Raw genomic sequence first — 19,029 nt, 5'->3', positions numbered from 1 at the left:
CTTCGTCGCGATCAGGACCTGGCCACGGACGAGTTCTTCGTTGGCGTACGGCCCGTAGACCTCGGCGGTGTCGAAGACATGATCCTGAGGTCGACCGCGGCCCGCGGTACGCCGATCATGGCCTGTCGGGCCGGAGCCTCGTCAGGCGAGGGCGGCCGCCTTGCGGAGCAGGACTGACCGTTCACGGGTGTTGCGGCACAGCCGGGCGGCGAGGTTCAGCTCCGCTCGGGCCTCCTCGGTCCGGCCGAGCCGGGTGAGCAACTCGCCGCGGACGCTCGGGAGCAGGTGGGACCCCGACAGTCGATCGGAGCTGACGAGCTCGTCCACCATCTCCAGGGCATGCTGCGGCCCGTGCGCCATGGCGACGGCGACGGCCCGGTTGAGTTCGACGACCGGCGACGGCGCCACCCGGGCGAGTGCCTCGTAGAGGAGCACGATGCGTTCCCAGCCGGTCCGCGCGACGGAGGGCGCCGACGCGTGGCAGGCGGCGATCGCCGCCTGCAGCCCGTAGGGCCCGAGGCCACGCCCGACCGCCGAGGCGCGGGCGAGCGCGGCCTGACCGCGTCGGATCGCGGACCGGTCCCACAGCCGCCGGTCCTGGCCCTCCAGGAGCACCGGCTCGCCGTCGGGACCGGTGCGCGCCGGGAACCGCGCGGCGGTGAGCTCACACAGGGCGAGCAGGCCGAACACCTCCGCCTCGCCGGGTAGCAGCGCGGACAGCATCCGGGCCAGCCGGATCGCCTCGTAGGCGAGTTCGGCGCGCAGCAGCCGGTCGCCGGCCGTGGCCGTCGAGCCCTCGGTGAAGATGACGTACAGCACGCTCAGCACGCCCCCGAGGCGCTCGCGGCGTTGTTCGGCTGGTGGCAGCTCGAACGGCACTCCCGCCGCGGCGATGGTCTTCTTCGCCCGGGTGATCCGGGCCTGGACGGTCGGCACGGGGACGAGGAACGCCCGGGCGATCTCCTCGCTGCTCAGGCCGCCGACCGCCCGCAGTGTCAGGGCCATCCGGGCTTCGGGCGAGAGCACCGGGTGGCAGGAGATGAACATCAGGGCGAGCGTGTCGTCGTCGATCCGGTCCGGATCCCAGGGCAGCTCGTCCGAGTGGCCGTGGGGCGTCGTGCCCGTGTTCGCTTCGCCTTCGGCGAGTTGGCTCGCGAAGGTGGCGTATCGCTCGTCGAGTGCCGACCGGCGGCGGAAGCTGTCGATGGCGCGCCGCCGCGCGGTCGCCAGCAGCCAGCCCGCCGGGTACTCCGGTGCCCCGTCGCGGGACCAGCTGACGAGGGCCTCCGCCACAGCTTCCTGGGCGGCGTCCTCGGCGAGGGCGAAGTCCCCGGTGTAGCGGGCGAGCGCGCTGACGATGCGTGGGGACTCGATCCGCCAGACGGCCTCGACGGCGCGCCGGGCGGACTCGGTCGGCGGGCCGTCGGTCGCCGCGGGCATCAGAGCTGGCCGGCCCGCTCGCGCCACGCCCGCTCCTTGATGACCCACTCGTTGTCCTGCGGGAACTCGTCGATGGTCGGCACCCGGCGGATCTCGCACTTCGAGCCGGGCATCGCGGGCAGGCGCCTGGCCCACTCGACCGCCTCCTCCTTCGAGGCGACGTCGATGACGTAGTAGCCGCCGAACAGCTCCTTCGTCTCGCCGTACGGGCCGTCGGTCACCACCGGCGTCTCGCCGCTGAAGTCGACGACGACACCCTGGCTCGGGTCGTCCAGGCCCTCGGCGGCGACGAGCACGCCCGCCTTGATCATCTCCTCGTTGAACCGGCCGATGGTCTCAAGCATCTCCTCGAACGGGGTCGCCATCATCTTCGCGATCGCCTCGTCGGTGGACCTCATGATCAACATGTATCGCGGCATCGCTGTTCTCCCATGATCGTGAGGGCCTTGCTCGACCCTCTCACCCCTAGGTCGAACGGCGTCGCCGCGGATCGACACGGTCGACGGACGTCTCCCGCGTCATATCTGGCCGGCCGCTCCGGTGCATCGCACCTGGCTCTGGAACAGCGTGCCTCACTTGCGGCCGGTCGGGGTGTCGCACTGTGCGTCGTCGTCACGTCGACGACGCGGTCGTTGGACGAGGTAGCGGACTCCTTCGATGATCCCGCTGACGGTCAGGGCGATGCCGAAGGCGAGCAGGAGGCCCTTCCAGGGCTGGTTCTCGAATGTCTGCCCGCCGACCATCCCGATGAGCGTGTTGTAGACGGCCCAGAAGGCCGCGCCGAGCCCGGCGCCGACGGCGAATCCGCGCTGGTACGGCATCCCCAGCATGCCGGCGGTCAGTGTCGTCGCGGTGCGCCCGCCGGGCACGAACCTGGCGACGGCGACAATCAGCATGCCGCGCCGCTCGATCATCTTCCGGGCCCATCCGACGGCCTTCTTGCCCTTGTCGCCACGCAGCAGCCGCCGTTGGGCCGCCGGCCCCCATCGCCGCCCGATCAGGTAGCTGGTCGTATCGCCCGCGAAGGCTCCCAGTCCGGCCACCGCCATGATCTCGAACGGGTTGAGCCGGCCCGATCCGGCCAGCACGCCCGCCGTGATCACGGCCGTCTCGCTCGGCAGGATCGGCAGCAACGAGTCGCCGAAACACACCGCGAAGATCAGCGGATACGTCCACCACGCTCCGGACACGACCTCGGCGATCTGATCGAACACGTCCCAGGCATACCCAGCTATTTCGCGACCGCGCGTTCCTGTTCGACATAGTACTTCGCGGCCGCGCGGATGGAATCCCGCGTCGGTGCCGGGTTCCAGCCGAGCTCGCGGGACGCCTTGCCGTGGTCGAGCGGCGACATGAAATGCATGAGCCGTACCGTGACGCTGGTCATCACCATGTCCCGGCGCAGCACGCGGCCACCGAGGTCGCCGAGGCGGCCGAACACCTTCATCACGCCGATCGGCATCCCGAACCGGGGCGGGCGCGCGCCGACCGCCTCGGCCGCCGTCGTCACCAGCTCCTGCCAGCTCATGAAGGACTCGCTGACGATATACCGCTCTCCGACGCGCCCCTTCTGCGCGGCGAGCAGGAAGGCCTCGGCGGCGTCGGTGATGCCGACCACCTCCATCGACGCGTTGCCGAAGTAGACCGGCAGCTTGCCCAGCGCGGCGTCGGACACCATCCGGCCGTGCGGCGAGCCGAAGTCGGGCGCGCCATAGGTCGTCGACACGCACATCACGATCCCCGGCAGCCCGCGCTCCCGGCAGTACTCCAGGACGAGCTCCTCGGCGGCGTAGCGCGCCTTGATGTACGGCCCACCCAGGTGCAGCCAGTTGTGCGGGAGTTCCTCGGTGGCCAGGCCGTCCGTGCACACACCGATCGTGCCGGCCGTGCTGCAGAAGACGAAACGGCGCACCTTCATCTCAAGCGCCGCGTCAAGCGCGTGCCGCAGGCCCTCGACGTTGGTGGCGAACAGCGGCCCAGGGTCGCGCAGCCAGGCCCGGGCGTCGACGACGCAGTAGAACACCGTGTCGACGTCACGCATCGCCTCGCGCATCGCCTCGTCGTCGGTCAGCTCGCCGTAGCAGCGCTCGACCGACAGGTCGTCGAAGGCCCGGGTTGAGCTGGACCGGCGAATCCAGACCCGGACGTCGTCGCCACGCTCCACCAGCTGCCGCGTGACGTGCGAACCCAGGAATCCACTCGCGCCCATCACCAGTTGCCTGTCGACCACGGATGACATCCCTTCAGCGCCGCGTTCGTGCGCCACCGGACTACGCGATCCCACTATCCAGCGAGGCGGTCCTGGGAATCCACTCGGCCCCCGGGAGAGGTGGATCAGGCGTCGTCGCCGAGCGCGGGACGACGGAGCCGAGCGGGGGGATCACCGTGGCTTCACGGGCATCCCCTTGCGGTCTGGGGCGACCAGGCCGTGCCCTAGGGTCGCCGGCATGACCTCACCTGGGCCCGCGCTCGGGCCCCTTCGGCCGAGCTACCCGATCGAGACCGGCCGGCTCCTGCTGCGTCCCATCGACCCGGTCGGGGACGTCGACGCGATGCACGCCTACCTCTCCCGGCCGGACGTGTGCCGTTACATCCCGCCGGAGCCGAGGAACCGGGAGCAGGTCGCCGAGCGGCTCGCCAACCCGGATCTCGTCCGATCCGAGCTGGAGACCGAGGGGCAGTGCCTGGCACTCGCGGTCGTGCTCAAGGAGTCGGGCGGCCTGATCGGCGACCTGATCTTCTTCTGGCACAGCGCCCGGCACCGTAGCGGTGAGATCGGCTATGTCATCAATCCCGAGTACCACGGGCGGGGATATGCCACGGAGGCCGCGCGCGCCCTGCTCGCGCTGCTCTTCGACGAGTTCGGGCTGCATCGGGTGACGGCTCGGATCGACGCCGAAAACCCGGCCTCGGCCGCCGTGCTGACCAAGCTCGGCATGCGGCGGGAGGCACTGCTGGTCGAGAACGAATGGTTCAAGGGACGGTGGAGCACCGAGATCGACTTCGCGATCCTCGATCGGGAATGGCGCGGACTGGCCGGGCAGAACTCCGGTCTGTGACGGTGGCGCGGCCGCAGCCTCTGGCTTACCTCCGACCGCCGGCAGGGGTCAGGCCCGGCCGACGTCGTCATCCGGGTCAGCTGGGCTGACCGCTCGCGCGATGCTCCAGTGCCTCGGCCAGCAGATCCGCCACCCGCGCCACACCTGTCGCATTGGGGTGGTAGTAGACGCCGTAGGTGTCAGAGCCATTGAGCCAGCGATCGGCGGAACTGGCGCACACGTCATGGCCGATCAGCGCTGGACGCTCTCAAGACCCGCCAGGCCGAGGGGATCGTCTTCCCGAAGATGGACCGTCTTGCCCGTGACATGATCGTCCAGGAGACCTTGATCCAACTCATCTGGAAGATGGGGGCTCAGATCTTCTCTTGCGTCCCCAGCGAGGCTGAGAACCTGGTCGATGACAAGGACGACCCGACGCGCACGCTGATTCGTCAGGTACTCGGCGCGGTGGCTCAGTACGACCGTGCCAATATCGCGCTACGTCTGCGGAAGGCTCGGGAGCACAAGGCGAACGCTGGCGGGTACGCCGGCTACGGTGCCCCTGCCTACGGCCAGCAGAGCGTTAACAAGGCTCTGGAGCCCGTCGACACGGAGCAGGACGGCTGGCCCTCATGCGTGCCAAGCACGCTGCCGGAACTTCGCTACGCGAGATCGTTGACGCACTGCACGCGGCCGGACATAAGCCCAAGCGCGGGGAGCGCTGGCACCCAACCACGGCAGGGCTGCGGCAAGATAACAGTCCGGATTGATCAAACTACGCTTCCAGTCTGGTCGGGCCTGGAGAAGTACTTTGAGTTGATCCGGAAACCCAGTAACCACAGGCGGTTCACGTCGCTGCCGGCCTATCCGTGCCGACCGAATCCGACTACCTTGAGTTGCCATACGCTACCGAGAGCGATCTCGCCGCAGCCCTGCAACCACGGTGAGCCGCTGCCTGTCACGCATGGCCGCCTGAATAGGTGAACAAATAAAGGCCCCGCAAATAAATGCGGGGCAATATTCTTTATCTCACGCTTATTCGCAGTCCGATAACGCGCGGGGATAAGTTGTGTATGAATTGACCCCCCACCCTTTACCGTTGTGATCCACAACAAGGCGGCCAGGTGTCACGCGCAGTCAGGAAATTTCCAGCCGAGTAAGTAAACCCAGTAAACCCCGCTAGCCAATAAACGGCGTCGCCCGGTGCTCAAGATAATGGTTAACCCGCAACCGGATCGACTCGTGCATATTCAGCGCGGGGATATCGTCCACGGCGACGAAGTTAACCTCTGAGGACTCACTGCTAGGGGTCGCAGCGCCACCCAACAACCTGGTGGTAAAGCAAATACTGAACTGCTGCCGTACCTCGCCATCGTCGTACGCGGCCACGTGGTGCGGATTCGAGTAGATGCCCACGACGCCGGTAACCTCAACGTCGAAACCGGTCTCCTCTTTAACCTCACGCGCCGTTGCCTGGCTTACCGACTCTCCGGGCTCCAGGCCACCACCAGGGATCGCCCAGAAGTCGTTATCAGTCCGGTGTATCAGCAGGATGCGGCCCTCGTCGTCCGTGACGATGGCGCTCACGGCTGGAACGATGCTGTTGGCCTTGGGCGCGTTCGGGTCGTTGAGATAGTCCCTGCGGGGCATCTGGTCTATCCTTCCGGATCATACGGACGGGTCTGAGCCCATACCTTCTCGAAACTCTCGCGGTAGGTCTCGAATAGTGGTCCTCCCTGGATCTTGCGCAGGTGGATCTGCGGAGCCCTGAACGCGCCCATTCCGTAAACGTGCGGGTTAACGAGCATCTGGTCGTCAAAACGCAGGATCGAGTTATACAGCACGGTCGAGTGAAAACCCACGTGCAGGTTCGGACAGTCGAGAATTGGCTGATACCACGAGAGCGCATACCGAATCCGGGCGGCGAGTCCAGCACCTACTTTTTCTTCCTCGCCTCTCGATCGCACCTCTTCGGACTCTGGGTCACCAAAAGCGATGCGCACCTGGAGCCCCGCCTCGCATTTTCTACGCATCTCGCGGGGCCACGACGGGTTTCCCTCGGGAAGATGCAGACCAGCGTAGACGAGAATATCTACGCTCTCGGTGGCGTTCTGGAGCAACGACAAGTAGAGGGCGTTCGGTACCGCACTGCGCTCCGCGTAGACCGTGACCACCTCGCCGTGTTTCTCATCGATGGCCGTGCGCCTACCCAGTTCGGGCCAGAGGTATTCCAGCTCTTCACCGAGAAGTTTTGCCGCAGCTACCGCCGTCCGTCGGTGCGGAGTCCGGCCGGTCGTGACCCAGCGTTCCACCGTCTTGGGGTCGGTGTTGAGGGCCTCTGCCAGCGCGGGAGCCGACCACTGCCCCCGCGTCAGCGCCGTTCGAAGACGTTCGTTGGCCACAGCACCCCCTGGGACGTCCTGTCGGGACGTCTCGATCTTAGAACGTCCCAAAGTGTCCGATGCGAGGGGTGACCGTGTCCCTCCGTTTCCGTGAGGCTCGGTACCAGGCCCCCGGGCCGGTTGGCTGCCGTCGCTCGCATACACCGACCGGTCCGGGGCGCCATCCACCTTGAGACGGCGGGGGGAAGGACGGCCACGTGTTGATCAGAGTCGATGGCGTCGATGGAAAACAGACAGAGACGTTCGTCCCCCGACCGGACTGCCCGGACCTGGAAGATCTCGCGCGGGGCTTGATCGCGATGCTTCCCGGTGTCGCTCGGGTGCGCCTATGGGAAGACGGGCTCGGATTCGTAGGCCCACCGACGGTGGACGTCAGCGTTGGTCTGACGCCGCCGGAGGATCTCGCCCACGACGTCGCCGACGCGGCCACAGCACTGCTGCTGACTGCGGCGGGGCTGGCGGACGCTGTGACTGACCAGGAACCGTCGCCGTGGCAGCAACCGCCGGAATGGCTCAGGCCCTACGTAGCGGGTCCTGGTCGTCCACCGGCATCTACGCGCTTGCCTCCGGTCTGACCCATGGGCGAGACGGACGAGACGACCGCACCCGCCGAGCCGACTGAGGAACCAGCCGAGCCGGCCACCGAGCAGCCGAAGCCATCGCCACTGGATGATCCCGTCGCCTCCTGGGCCCAGCAGACGGACCCGGACTTCCGTTTCGTCGTCAAGCTGCCGAAGCTCATCACGCACGAGCGCTGCCTCACCGATGCCGACGAGCCACTGCGGCTGTTCCTGGAGGCGATCGAGCCGCTCGGCCCGCGAGCCGACACGGTCTGGATTCAGCTGCCGGCGGCGTTCGGCCCGGCCGACGTGCCACTGCTCGCCGGCTTCCTGCGCCGGCTCAGCGCGTCCTACCGTTACGCCGTCGAGGTCCGCCACCTCTCGTTCTTCGAGGACCCGCGGGCGGCGCGGCTTCTCGAGGAGACCCTCGCCGTCGTCCGCGCCGAATGGATTCCCTTCGACACCACCGTGTTCTTCCAGAACCCGCCGGCCAGCGCGGCCGAACGCGACGCCTGGGCGAAGAAGCCGCGGGTGCCGGCCCGCCTGGTCGCGCTGACCGAACGGCCGATCGTCCGGTACCTCGGCCGCGACGACGCCGCGCGGACCGTCGAGGGCTGGCAGCGGTGGGTGGAGATCGTCGCCGCCTGGCTGCGCGAGGGCCGGTCCCCCACGGTCTTCGTCCACACCCCGGACAACGCCGACGCTCCCCAGCTGGCCCGGCGCTTCCACGACGAGGCCCGCGCGCGTGTGCCCGAGCTGGAGCCGCTGCCCGCGCCGATCCCGGCCGCGCCACTCACCCTCTTCTAGCGCCTCGGCCCGCCCAGCCCCTTCGTGTGAACCCCGAGACGGCGGTCAGGCCAAGCGGTCAGGCCAAGCGGTCAGGCCAAGCGGTCAGGCCAGATTGTCGGACCCGCGGCGCATGCTGGGGAACCGAGCGAGGCGGTCCCGGCCGCCTGCTCCGACCGCCGCCCGGCCACCTGCCGGGCGTCCGAAGCAGTCTCGCCAGGAATGCAGGTGTCCGACGATGCGCAAATGGTTGCCGCTGCTGACAGTCTGCCTGGGCACGTTCATGCTGTTGATCGACGTGACGATCGTCAACGTGGCGCTGCCAAGCATGGTCGTCGATCTGCACGCTTCGTTCGGCGCGTTGCAGTGGGTCGTCGACGCGTACGCGCTCGCGCTGGCCGCGCTGGTGCTCGGCGCCGGCTCGGTCGCGGACATCGCGGGCCACCGGCGGGCGTACATCGGCGGGCTCGCCCTGTTCGCGCTGAGCTCACTGATGTGCGGCCTGTCGCCGAGCCCCGGGGTGCTGGTCGCGGCGCGGGCCGTCCAGGGCATCGGCGCCGCGGCGATGTTCGCGACCAACTTCCCGCTGCTCAATGCCTCCTATGCCGGCCGCGACCGGGGTACCGCCTACGGCGTCTGGGGCGCGATCGCCGGCGCGTCGTCCGCGATCGGGCCGATCGTCGGCGGCGTCCTGACCCAGTACGTGTCGTGGCGATGGATCTTCTTCGTGAACCTGCCGGTCAGCGCGATCGCCATCGTGCTGGCGGTGGTCGTGCTCACCGACGCCAGCGCGCCGCGGCGCGTCCCGGTGGACATCCCGGGCATCGTCGCGTTCAGCGCCTCGGCCGGCAGCGCGACCTACGCGCTGATCCGGGCCAACGATGACGGCTGGTCCGACCTTGGGGTCTGGCTGCTGCTGGCGGGGGCGGTCGTGCTGCTCGGGGTGTTCGCGGCGCTGGAGGCGCGTTCGTCGCACCCGATGTTCGACCTGTCGCTGCTGCGCAACCGACGGTTCACCGGCGTGCTGGTGGCCGGGCTGCTGATGACGTTCGCCGCCTTCTCCGCGTTCACGTACACGTCGATCTGGCTGCAGTCGGTGATCCGGATGACGCCGCTGCAGGCCGGACTCACCGGAATCCCGCTGTCGATCACGGCGTTCTTCGCGTCCGCCCTGCTCGGCCGGTTCCTGCACGAGCGTCGGGCGGACCTGGTGCTCGGCACCGGCCTGGCGTTCATCGGGCTGGGCGGCCTGGTCGGGGCGCTGATGGTGCATGGCTCGGCGCACTGGCCGCAGCTGGTCGCCGGGGTCGCGATCATCGGCATCGGGGTCGGCATCGCGACGCCGATGCTCGGTTCGGTCTCCATGTCCCTCGTGCCGGTCGAGCGGACCGGGATGGCCGCCGGCGCGGTGAACACCACCCGCCAGCTCGGGTACGCGTTCGGCATCGCCGCGCTGGGCAGCGTGTTCGTCGCCCGGGCGGAACACGACCTGTCCGGTCAGGGCGTCGCGGCGCACAGCCAGGTCGCGCACGCCATCGCGGGCGGCCAGACTCCCGGGCTGCTCGCCGCGACGCCCGCGCCGGCCCGGCCGGGGCTCGACGCGGCCGTCCACACGGCGGGCGTCGTCGGCGTGCAGGCGACCTTCGCGGTCGCCGGCGCGGTCGGGATTCTCGCGACGATCCTGGTCCTGATCCTGATGCGTCCGGCGAAGCCCGGCCCGTCAACACCGGCTGAGGCGCCCGGCCTGCCGACGCCGGCCGAACCGCCCGAGGAGGCCACGACACCGACGCCTTACGCATCGGCCGAGCTGGCCGACGTGGGCGGCGAGCGCGCGGCAGTCGAGTCCGGGTCCTGAGGGCGGCGGCCAGCGAGGTCGACCACGCCGCCACCGCTGTGCGATCTGGCTGCGGCCAGGCTGTACGGCGGTGCCGGCGGTCCGAAGCCCTCGGGCCGGGTGAGCTACGAGGCCCGGTTGGCGTGGACGGGCTCGCTGGCGGCGGGGTCACCGCCGACGCCGCCGACGCCCTCCGCGGTCGGCCCCGCCGGCAGGATGGCCGGGACGACGCTGCGGCGCAGGTAGGCGCGCAGCTTGGTGTCACTGGAGGTACGGTCGCTGTCGAAGATCAGCAACGACAGCAGCCAGCGGATCAGCGTCTCGGTGATCTCGTCCAGGCGTGCTACCAGCGACGGGTCGTAGCTGGTGATCGGCTCGAGGATGACGCGGGCGATCTGCAGTGACGACTCGGACAGTGCCTGGTTGGCCGCCCACGCGTCAGCCGGGGCCCGGCTGATCGGGTGCAGCGCCGGCTCGGCGCGGAACTCGCGCCGAGCGGCGATCAGTGCCTCGACGGCGAAGTCCCCGGCCGTCTTCGACCGGCGGCGCGCCACGGCGACGACCCGTTCGGCGATCGACGCGCCGGCCCTTTCGAGCGCCACCGACACCAGCGCCTCGCGGGTGTCGAAGTAGGCGTAGACGGTCGGTCGGGAGACTCCGGCGATCGTTGCGATCGCGCTGATCGAGGTGCGCTCCAGCCCGTGCCGCCGGATGCAGGTCACCGTGGCATCGATGATCTTCTCGCGGGCCGACTCGGCCGCCGCCGCCGGGGACCGCCCGGACCAGGGAGCGCGCCGAACCTGCCGCGCCTGCGCGTCAGCCGCGCCGTCGCCGGTCGGTTCCACCCTGCTCCTCTGCCTCGACCTGTCCGTGCCCGTCCGGGCCGTGGTGATTCTGCTCTACTTCGTGAACCGTGCGACCCCTCCGCCGGTTGGCCCGTCCCGTCAGGCGCCCGGGTAATGACCTACCCGACGGCGGAGACAGTACAGCCAGCTAGATCTACAGCTTAGTCCGCCTTACCGTCCGTAGAACGGCTCGCGCAGCGGAGAGTACCGGTGGTTGACCGCGCGACGATCACCGACTGACGTCGCTCACTGCTCGCTGGTGACGGCTTCGTCGCCGCGGCTTGCCGGATCGAGCCGGCGCAGGATGTCCTCGCCCATCTCCGGCCGGCGCAGCAGTTCCGCGAACGCGGCGTTCTCCGTCTGTCGGGCCTGCTCGACACCGGCTCGCTCGGCCGCCCGGATCAGTCGCGTCGTCGCGAGAATGGACGCCGCCGGCGCCTGCGCCGGCGGCCGACCAGGACTACCGAAACGCGGGTGAACCGCTACTCTTGCGGACAACTGTCCGTCGCAGCGGGCGGCACGGTCGACGCGACAGGGGGCGTCACGGTCAGCATTCCGGGTCTGCCGACGTGGCGCCGCCGGTCACGCGACCTGCCCGCCGCCTTCCCACGTCCTCGGCGGTACGCCGCGGCGCGCCGCGACATGGAATGGCAGATGATCAGGATTCTGCTGATCTTCCGTCTCATCCATGGCGTCCAGCTCGCTATTACCGTCCCCGGGACCGCCGGCCGGCTACACGCGGCGAATCTGGTGCCTGCGGCTGTCCTGCTCGTGCTGGTCGTCGCCGAGTCCAGCTGGTTCGTCGCGCATCTGATCGGTAACCGGCGGCGTTCGGTGCGGCCGACCGACCAACCGCCGCCCCACCGGCCCGGACGCCCGGTGGTCTACGACCTGCGGGCCGCCCAGGTCGAGCTGGCCAGCGCGGTTCTGATCCTCCTGTCCTGCGTCCTGGTCCTCCCGGCGGGTATCCGGCTCGACGCGATGGCACCGGTGGTCGCGCTGACGACGGAGCAGATCACCGGCGCCGCGATCGGTTCCGCGCTCGGGCTGCCGATGCGCCTGCTGGTCGGCGGCACGGCGGCGGTCGTGGCGTCATACGCCCTCGTCGTGGGGCTCGTCAGCCCGGGTGCGCTCGGTCATGCGGACGTACTCATCGGGATATCCGGCTTCGTGGCGCTTGCCTATCTGATCCGCCGGGGTGCGCGCTTCCTGCTGACGTTGGCGAGCGAGCTGTCCGACATGGGTGAGCGACTTTCCGAGGAGGAGCAGCGCCGGATGCTGACGGTCGAGCTGCACAACCACCTCGGCAACACGTTCGTGATGTTCGAGCGCCTCGATCCTTCGGACAGTCCCGGGGTCGCGCGTACACGGTCCGCCGTGCTCGTGGCCGCCGAGCGGCTGAACACCTTCGTGGCGACCGGCCGGTTCAGCGAGAAGGTGCCCCTCATTGCGATGCTGCATCGGCAGGTCGGGGAGGCCGAGCTCATCGGCCTGCAGGTGGAGCTGATTCTCGCCGGCCGGTTGACCGAGGTCACGGACGCCGTCGACGCCGCGCAGGTGAACCTCCTCGAGGAGGCACTGCGCGCGATATTGATTAACGTTCCGCGAAACGCGGGCGTCCACGAGGCCCTGCTGCATGCCGGCCTCGCCACGGAAACCGGCGGCACGCGCACCGGCGCGGATACCGTGGAACTGGTGGTCACGGACGAGGGGAAAGGATTTCCGCCGGAGATTCTCCGTCAGGGGGTTTCGGCGACGCGGTCCCTGGCCGGCCACGCCGAAAGGCTCGCACGCTGGGGCGGGACCCTCACGCTGGAATCGGTCCCCGGCTGCACCCAGGTGACGCTCCGGCTTCCGGTCAGCCCGGCCGAATAGGAACCGGGGACAAGACGTGGAGGGAGACCAGGTGGCGGTCAGCGTCACGGCCGGCGCGGCCGGCGGCCAGGACGGTGGCCACGAGGTGCTCCAGGTCGCGGTCGTCGAGGACCACGAGGTCACCCGGCTCGGTTTCGTGCAGGCGCTCGCGCGAGACCGCCGGCTGCGCGTCGTCGCGGACGCACCAAGTGTCCGTCAGCTGCTGGAGTCGGGAGCCGAGTACGAGGTCTGCCTCGCCGACCTGGTCGGCGTCGGGACTGAGGCGGAGTTCCTGGAGCTGGTCCGGCGCACCGACGTCGTCGTCTGCACCGCGGCGGAACAATGGCGTTCCCTGGTCGCACCCTGGGTGCGCGGTGCCCGCGCCGTTCACGGCAAGAAGGTCGGGCCCGTCACGCTCGCTGACGCCGTGTGGGACGCCCGCCACCGCCCGTTCGAGCTGAAACCGCATCTCGCGCAGGCGCTGACCGACGCCGTGAGCGACTGCGCCCTGAGCGTGTCCCAGGACTTCGCCCAGCTGCTCGCGCTCACCGCGCGGGGCCGCCGGGTCGCCGCCGTCCGCCAGCAGCTGGCGATGTCCGACGAACGCTATCTCGCGGAGCTGGAGCGGCTCCGGAAACTCTGTTCCAGCGCCGGCCTGGGTGATCTGGACTTCATCAGCCTGCCGTTGACGGGCCCGCAGGCGTCACCACCCGCGTCGCAGGCGCCCGAGGACTGGGCCGCCCTCGTCACCACCGCCGAACGGCGCACCCTGGAGTACTGCGCCGACGGTTTCACCGAACACGAGATCGCCGCCGAGACCGGCCTTTCCTACCACACGGTGGTCACGCAGATCCGGCACGCGATGGACCGGTTCGGCATCCAGTCCAAGCATGCCGACCTGCGGCTGGTCTTCGCGATGTACGTGTGTTCCCGACACAGCCGGCCAGAGGCCCTGTTGCGCCGGCTGAAGGCCGCCGGAGCCGCGGCGCCACAGCCGCGGCGCTGACACGCGGCCCGCCACGCCCGGCGCCGTCCAGAACGGCCGTTCCCCGCCCACTCCCATGCCGGCCCAGAATCACCGCGTTCTTTGTGAAGAAATGTGACGTCGGGCCCGGCGATGCTAGGCCCGTCGGACGCCACACGCACCATCGGGGCGCCGGCCGGCGGTCGGGTCCATGACGGGGGGCGGACCCGACCGCCGTCAGTTGTGGGGCGCGGTCGTGACGGCATGAGGAGACAGTGAGCCTTTTCTCCCCTCGCGGGAACCGAGAAACCGGCCCGGACCGGCCCGGGACGAGGCGCACGCCGTGACCGGGACCCACGCACCCGTCGTGCTCCTGCTGGCCCAGGCCCACGACCGCGATGCCGCGGCGGTCGCGGAGCACCTACCGGCCTCTCGCACTCTCTGGCTGGACGACGACTGGCTCCGGCGCGGCGACGGCCTGCGCTGGCATCTCGACCGGACCGGGCTCGGCGGGCTGGTCCTGGCCGGCCGGACGCTGCGCCCGGCCGAGGTCGGCAGCGTCCTCGTGCGGCCCGCGGTCCACGACGGTCCCGACGGCCTGCTGACCGAGTACCTGTTGCTGCCCCCGCCGGGTCTGGACGACGCGCATCTCGAGGTGGCCCGCCGGGAGGCGGCGGCGGCCCTGCTCGGCGCGCTTTCGAGCGGCCCGGCCCGCTGGGTCAACGCGCCGGCCGTCGAGTCGGCCGCCGGGTACACGCTGCACCAGCTGGCCCTCGCCGCGGAGTTCGGCCTGGCCGTGCCCGCCACGATCGTTACGGACGACGGCGCGGCACTGACGGCGTTTCTCGCGGACCACGGCGGCGAGGCCGTCACGAAGGCCGTCGACAGCGCGTCGGCCCGGCGGATGCCGGTGACGCTCGCGACCCGCCGGTTCCAGGAGCCGGACCTGCGCGCCCTGGCCGACGCACCGCCCCGGGTCACGCTGCTGCAGGAACTGGTCCCGGCGGCCTACGACATCCGGGTCACGCTGATCGGCGACGAGACGTTCGCCTGCTCGGTCGACAACCCGCCCGGCGACGGCCCCCTCGACTGGCGGCTGGACACGAGCCTGCGGCCGCGGCCGTGCCCACTCGACGATCACGTCGTGGAGAGCCTGCAGCGGATGCGCCGGCGCCTCGGCCTCGCCTACGCGACGGCCGACCTGCGGATGACCCTCGGCGGAACGGCGGTCTTCCTCGACCTGGACCCTCGCGGCGCGTTCGCGTTCGTCGAGGAACGCACCGGGCTTCCGCTGGCCGCCGCGCTGGCCGCCCTTCTGCTGCTGTACGCGAGCCGCTAGGCCCGGTCCTGCTACTGGGCCGTACCGCTGCCCAGGTAGCTGACCTCGATGAGCCCGGGGTTGGCGATCAGATGGGCGGCCTCGTCCTCCAGGGCGATCCGGCCACGGTCGAGCACGTAGGCCCGGTCGGCGACGCGCAGCGCGAGCGAGACGTGCTGCTCGACGAGCAGCACCCCCAGGCCCGTCTCGTCGGCGACCCGCCGCAGCGCGTCCAGCAGCGGCGGCACGATGCCCGGGGCGAGGCCGAACGAGAACTCGTCGACCAGCAGCAGGGCCGGGCGACGGACCAGCGCGAGCGCGAGCGCGAGTTGCTGGCGCTCGCCGCCGGAGAGCGCTCCGGCCTGCCGGCCGAGCAGTTCCCGCAGGGCCGGGAACAGGTCGAGCACGGCGTCGATGCGCTCACCGGCCCGCGCGGAACCGAGCCCGCCGCTGACCGTCGGCGCGACCGCTGTGGGGCTGGGGTGACGGGCCGCCAGCCGCAGGTTCTCCCGGGCGGTGAGGGTCGGGACCGAGCCGTGGCCCTGCGGCACGACCGCGAGGCCGCGGCGGGCCAGACGGTCCGGGCTCTGCCGCCGGGTGGGGCCGCCGAGCAGCGTGACGGTGCCCGCGGCCGGCGGCAGCAGGCCCGCGATCAGGCGGATGAGCGTCGTCTTGCCGGCGCCGTTCGGGCCGAGCAGCGCGACGATCTCCCCGGCCGCGACGGTGAGCGACACGTCCCGGACGACCGGGGCGCCGGCGGGGACGCCGCCACCGGCGAGCGCCAGCACCCCGCGCCGCCGACCGCCGTAGCGGCCGGTGACCCGCTCGACGGCAAGTAGTTGTTGGGGCTGCACGCGAGCCGCGGCCGAGCCGGGCATCGCCGGCGTCGTGTCGCCGCCTGGCAACGGCGCCCGCTGCCTTGGCGGGACCGCGGCGGTGTCGTCGAGCCCGGCGCCGAGATAGGCCGTGCGGACCGCGGGGTGCGCCCGGACCTGCTCGGGCGGGCCCTGGGCGACGACCCGGCCGCCGTCGAGCACGACCACCTCGTCGCAGACGGAGAAGACCAGCTCGACGTCGTGGTCGACGAGCAGCACACCGGTCCCTCCGGCGGCGAGCCCGCGCAGCCGAGCGGACAGCGCCGCACGGCCGGGTGCGTCCAGACCGGCTGCCGGCTCGTCGAGCAGCACGACCCGAGGCCGGCCGGCGAGCGCCCGGCCGAACGCCAGCGCGGCGCGCTCGTCGTGGGTGAGCGTGTCGGGCAGCCGGGTCGCGACGGCGGCGAGGTCGACGCCACCCGGGCGGCCCTTGCCGGCCCGGCCCAGCGCGCCGGTGAGCGCCTTGCCGACCGCGATCGGCCCGGTCGACGCGGGCGGCAGCACGATCGGGCCGGTCGACGCGGTGCCCGCCGCCGCCACGACGGCCGACGAGACCGCGCCGGGGGTGGTCATCGCGTCGGTGGTCGTGCCGCCGGCGACGGCCAGGTTCTCGGCCACGGACAGGTCCTCGAACAGCTCCAGGGACTGGAACGTCCGGGCCAGCCCGCGCCGGAACCGCTCGTGCGGGGGGAGGTCCTCGATCGAGAGGCCGTCGAGCAGGATCGTGCCGTCGCGGTCAGCCCCGGCGATGAAGCCGGTGATGGCGTCGATCAGGGTCGTCTTCCCGGCGCCGTTCGGGCCGATCAGACCGATGATGGCGCCGGCCGGCACGGCGAACGAGACGTCCTCGACGACGGCGGCCCGCCCGTACCGGACGGTCAGCGCGTCGACGACCAGGCCGCGTTCGGCGGCTCGCGTTCCCCGGATGGCGAGTCCCGCGTTCATCGGGCGTCGCCTTCCTTCGGGGTCCCGCCGGACACCCCGGACTCGGGCAGCCCGTCAGGTGGGGACCCCTGCTCTGGTGGGGACTCCGCTTCAGCGGCCGGAGCCGCGCCGCCCGGAGTCCGCACCCAGCCCGGCGCCGGGCGGGCGAGGCCACCGTCGCGGCCGGCCCGGCCGGCCCGATGCGCTCCGACCGTCACCGGCACCGCCGGACGGCGGTAGGCCAGGCCCGCGGGACGCAGCACCGCGAGGACGACCACCGCGACGCCGCAGATCAGCGACTGGTACTTGCCCAGGCCGGCCAGGTCGTCCAGCGCGGTGAACGCCAGCCCGCCCGGCACCAGCAGGCCCGCGCACAGCGCCCCGGACACGGTCGTCACCCCGCCCACCGCGATCACGGCGAGGAAGAACAGCGAGGCGCTGACCCCGAAGGAGTCGAACGACAGGGTGCCCTGGCCATAGCCGATCAGGCAGCCTCCGAGCCCGGCGATCCCGGCCGAGACCCCGAACGCGAGGACCCTGGTGCGGCGGACGTCCACACCGGCCGCGGACGCCGCCCGTTCGTTCGCCCGCACGGCGAGCATGCGCCGCCCGAACAGCGAGCCGCGCAGCCTGGCCACCCCGTAACAGCAGGCGGCCAGCACGACGAGCGCGAGCAGCCCGTACTGGACGCGGGGGAAGCCCGGCCCGTTGAGGCCGAGATTGAGGCCGAACACCTTCGGCGCTGGCACCTTCGAACCAGCCAGACCGCCGGTGACCAGCGGGTTGGCGAACACCGCCTCCTGGATCGCCACGCCGGCGGCCAGTGTGATGACGGCGAGGTCGATGCCCCGCACCCGCCGCGCGACCAGCCCCAGCAGCAGGCCGACGCCCGCGGCCACCGCGGTGGCCAGCAGCGGGGCGATCGGGAACGGGATGTGCAGGCTGCGCTGCAGCCGGGCGAGCAGGAAGCCGGCGACGCCGGCGATCGACATCTGCGCCAGCGAGAGCTGCCCGGCGTAGCCGATCAGAACGACGAGCGACAGGCAGACGACGGCGCCGGCGAGGCTGCGTTCGAGCCCGAGGCGGTAGGTGCCCTGCAGCAGGAACAGCGCGCCGACGCCGACGGCGACACCCGCCGCCGTCACCGCCGCCACCCGGGCCGCGCCCGTCGACGGGCCCACCGGCGGCAGCCGGGTGGCCGCCGTCGCGGACGTCACCCGGCCCGGCACCAGCTGCCCGCGCGACACGGCGACACCGATCAGCAGCAGCAGTGGCAGCAGCTCGCGAAGGCCTTGCTGGTTGAGCCAACTGACGTCCTGCTGGACCTGGTAGAGCACGGACTGCGCCATCCCGAGCGCGAGCGCCCCGGCAACCGTCGCACCGAACGAGGAAAGGCCGCCGACCAGCGCCGCCGCGAGCGCGGGCACCACGAACAGCGGGTAGCTCTGCGGGTTCAGCGCCGCGATCGGAGCGATCAGGATGCCTGCGGCGGCGGCGACCATGGCCGCGATCACCCAGTTCGCCGCGGCGACGAGTTCGGTGCGGAAACCCCACAGGGCCACCGTGTCCGGATCGGCGGCCACGGCCCGCGTGGCGAGACCGAACCGGGTCCAGCGCGAGACCGCCCACAGCGCGAACCCGGCGACGATGGCGAGCGCCGCCAGCAACAGCCGGTCACTGGGAATGGTCGCGCCCAGCACCTTCAGCGGCTTCTGCGGGAGGATCGGGTCCAGGAAACGGTTGTCCGAGCCGAACTGGGTGACGGCCACGGCTTGGAGGGCAAGCATCAGGCCGACGGCGGCGACCACCGCGCTCATCGGTGGCGCCGAACGCAGCGGCCGGAACACCAGCACGTAGCCGATCAGCCCGAACAGCCCGGCCAGGGCGAGTGACACCAGGAACGCCAACAGGAACGTCGGGTGGTCGGTCAGATGAATTCGCGGTGGCAGGCCGACGACGGGAAAGACGACGTCGCCGACGTCACGCAGCTCGGCGTACTGGTACGTGGCGTACATGGCGAAGGCGCCGTGGGCCACATTGACGACGCCGGAGGCCCGGTAGGTCAGCACAAGCCCGAGGCCAAGGGCCGCGTAGACGGCACCGGTTCCCAGTCCAAGAACCAACGCGGCTAGGTAGGTGGACACGCCCTCGTCCCTCGGTAGACACGACCGCGCTCGGCTGCCGACGGG

At 70.9% G+C, this 19,029-nt stretch carries 17 protein-coding genes; 7 read left to right on the top strand and 10 right to left on the bottom strand.

Annotated elements, in window-relative coordinates:
* Nucleotides 1-141: 141 nt before the first annotated feature.
* From FRADC12_RS16170 to FRADC12_RS16155, 4 genes are all read right to left on the bottom strand, one after another.
* Nucleotides 142-1,440, bottom strand: a complete 1,299-nt coding sequence (locus tag FRADC12_RS16170; protein WP_502685312.1) for an RNA polymerase sigma factor — start codon at nt 1,438-1,440, stop codon at nt 142-144.
* Complete coding sequence (locus tag FRADC12_RS16165) at nt 1,440-1,859, bottom strand: YciI family protein (protein WP_045877268.1); 420 nt, start codon at nt 1,857-1,859, stop codon at nt 1,440-1,442. Before FRADC12_RS16165 ends, FRADC12_RS16170 begins: the two co-directional genes overlap by 1 nt.
* A gap of 153 nt (nt 1,860-2,012) precedes the next feature.
* Nucleotides 2,013-2,654 carry a DedA family protein gene (locus FRADC12_RS32355; protein ID WP_045877267.1) on the bottom strand — a complete coding sequence of 214 codons (642 nt, stop codon included), beginning with the start codon at nt 2,652-2,654 and terminating at the stop codon, nt 2,013-2,015.
* A gap of 17 nt (nt 2,655-2,671) precedes the next feature.
* A complete protein-coding gene (locus FRADC12_RS16155; RefSeq protein WP_045877266.1) occupies nt 2,672-3,679 on the bottom strand; it encodes an NAD-dependent epimerase/dehydratase family protein in 1,008 nt (335 codons plus the stop codon).
* Between the two features lie 208 nt (nt 3,680-3,887).
* On the opposite strand from FRADC12_RS16155, the gene FRADC12_RS16150 reads away from it, so the two are divergent.
* Together FRADC12_RS16150 and FRADC12_RS16145 are read left to right on the top strand one after the other, a co-directional pair.
* Nucleotides 3,888-4,499 (top strand): GNAT family N-acetyltransferase, encoded by a 612-nt coding sequence (locus FRADC12_RS16150; protein WP_045877265.1) that lies wholly within the window; start codon nt 3,888-3,890, stop codon nt 4,497-4,499.
* Between the two features lie 285 nt (nt 4,500-4,784).
* The gene (locus FRADC12_RS16145; RefSeq protein ID WP_232303839.1) at nt 4,785-5,462 is read left to right on the top strand and encodes a recombinase family protein; all 678 of its coding nucleotides are present in this window, start codon (nt 4,785-4,787) and stop codon (nt 5,460-5,462) included.
* A gap of 195 nt (nt 5,463-5,657) precedes the next feature.
* On the opposite strand, the gene FRADC12_RS16140 is transcribed toward FRADC12_RS16145, so the two are convergent.
* The gene (locus tag FRADC12_RS16140; RefSeq protein WP_045877264.1) at nt 5,658-6,128 is read right to left on the bottom strand and encodes an NUDIX hydrolase; all 471 of its coding nucleotides are present in this window, start codon (nt 6,126-6,128) and stop codon (nt 5,658-5,660) included.
* A 5-nt stretch (nt 6,129-6,133) separates the two neighbouring features.
* Nucleotides 6,134-6,880: a helix-turn-helix domain-containing protein gene (locus tag FRADC12_RS16135; RefSeq protein ID WP_045877263.1), complete on the bottom strand. Its 747-nt coding sequence runs from the start codon at nt 6,878-6,880 to the stop codon at nt 6,134-6,136.
* A 578-nt stretch (nt 6,881-7,458) separates the two neighbouring features.
* On the opposite strand from FRADC12_RS16135, the gene FRADC12_RS16130 reads away from it, so the two are divergent.
* Together FRADC12_RS16130 and FRADC12_RS16125 are read left to right on the top strand one after the other, a co-directional pair.
* Complete coding sequence (locus FRADC12_RS16130) at nt 7,459-8,247, top strand: DUF72 domain-containing protein (RefSeq protein ID WP_084010844.1); 789 nt, start codon at nt 7,459-7,461, stop codon at nt 8,245-8,247.
* 217 nt (nt 8,248-8,464) lie between these two features.
* Nucleotides 8,465-10,081: an MFS transporter gene (locus tag FRADC12_RS16125; RefSeq protein WP_084010842.1), complete on the top strand. Its 1,617-nt coding sequence runs from the start codon at nt 8,465-8,467 to the stop codon at nt 10,079-10,081.
* Nucleotides 10,082-10,185: 104 nt separating this feature from the next.
* On the opposite strand, the gene FRADC12_RS16120 is transcribed toward FRADC12_RS16125, so the two are convergent.
* On the bottom strand, nt 10,186-10,905 hold the full coding sequence (locus tag FRADC12_RS16120; RefSeq protein WP_232303838.1) for a TetR/AcrR family transcriptional regulator: 720 nt from the start codon (nt 10,903-10,905) through the stop codon (nt 10,186-10,188).
* 246 nt (nt 10,906-11,151) lie between these two features.
* Nucleotides 11,152-11,403: a hypothetical protein gene (locus FRADC12_RS16115; RefSeq protein WP_045877262.1), complete on the bottom strand. Its 252-nt coding sequence runs from the start codon at nt 11,401-11,403 to the stop codon at nt 11,152-11,154.
* Nucleotides 11,404-11,559: 156 nt separating this feature from the next.
* Here FRADC12_RS16115 and FRADC12_RS16110 point away from each other — a divergent pair, with 156 nt between their 5' ends.
* The 3 genes from FRADC12_RS16110 (at nt 11,560) to FRADC12_RS16100 (ending at nt 15,062) form a co-directional block, all read left to right on the top strand.
* A complete protein-coding gene (locus FRADC12_RS16110) occupies nt 11,560-12,780 on the top strand; it encodes an ATP-binding protein (RefSeq protein ID WP_157488894.1) in 1,221 nt (406 codons plus the stop codon).
* A gap of 31 nt (nt 12,781-12,811) precedes the next feature.
* Nucleotides 12,812-13,765 carry a DNA-binding response regulator gene (locus FRADC12_RS16105; RefSeq protein ID WP_045879697.1) on the top strand — a complete coding sequence of 318 codons (954 nt, stop codon included), beginning with the start codon at nt 12,812-12,814 and terminating at the stop codon, nt 13,763-13,765.
* Between the two features lie 301 nt (nt 13,766-14,066).
* Nucleotides 14,067-15,062 carry an ATP-grasp domain-containing protein gene (locus FRADC12_RS16100; protein ID WP_157488893.1) on the top strand — a complete coding sequence of 332 codons (996 nt, stop codon included), beginning with the start codon at nt 14,067-14,069 and terminating at the stop codon, nt 15,060-15,062.
* 11 nt (nt 15,063-15,073) lie between these two features.
* On the opposite strand, the gene FRADC12_RS16095 is transcribed toward FRADC12_RS16100, so the two are convergent.
* On the bottom strand, nt 15,074-16,861 hold the full coding sequence (locus FRADC12_RS16095; protein ID WP_084010840.1) for an ATP-binding cassette domain-containing protein: 1,788 nt from the start codon (nt 16,859-16,861) through the stop codon (nt 15,074-15,076).
* Nucleotides 16,858-18,984, bottom strand: a complete 2,127-nt coding sequence (locus FRADC12_RS16090) for a branched-chain amino acid ABC transporter permease (protein WP_084010838.1) — start codon at nt 18,982-18,984, stop codon at nt 16,858-16,860. The genes FRADC12_RS16095 and FRADC12_RS16090 overlap by 4 nt, the downstream gene beginning before the upstream one ends.
* Nucleotides 18,985-19,029 lie beyond the last annotated feature (45 nt).

Origin of the sequence: Pseudofrankia sp. DC12 (assembly GCF_000966285.1) — a bacterium.
GTDB lineage: Bacteria > Actinomycetota > Actinomycetes > Frankiales > Frankiaceae > Pseudofrankia.
The sequence above is the reverse complement of the archived record's forward strand: the minus strand, read 5'-3'. Positions and strand labels throughout refer to the sequence as shown.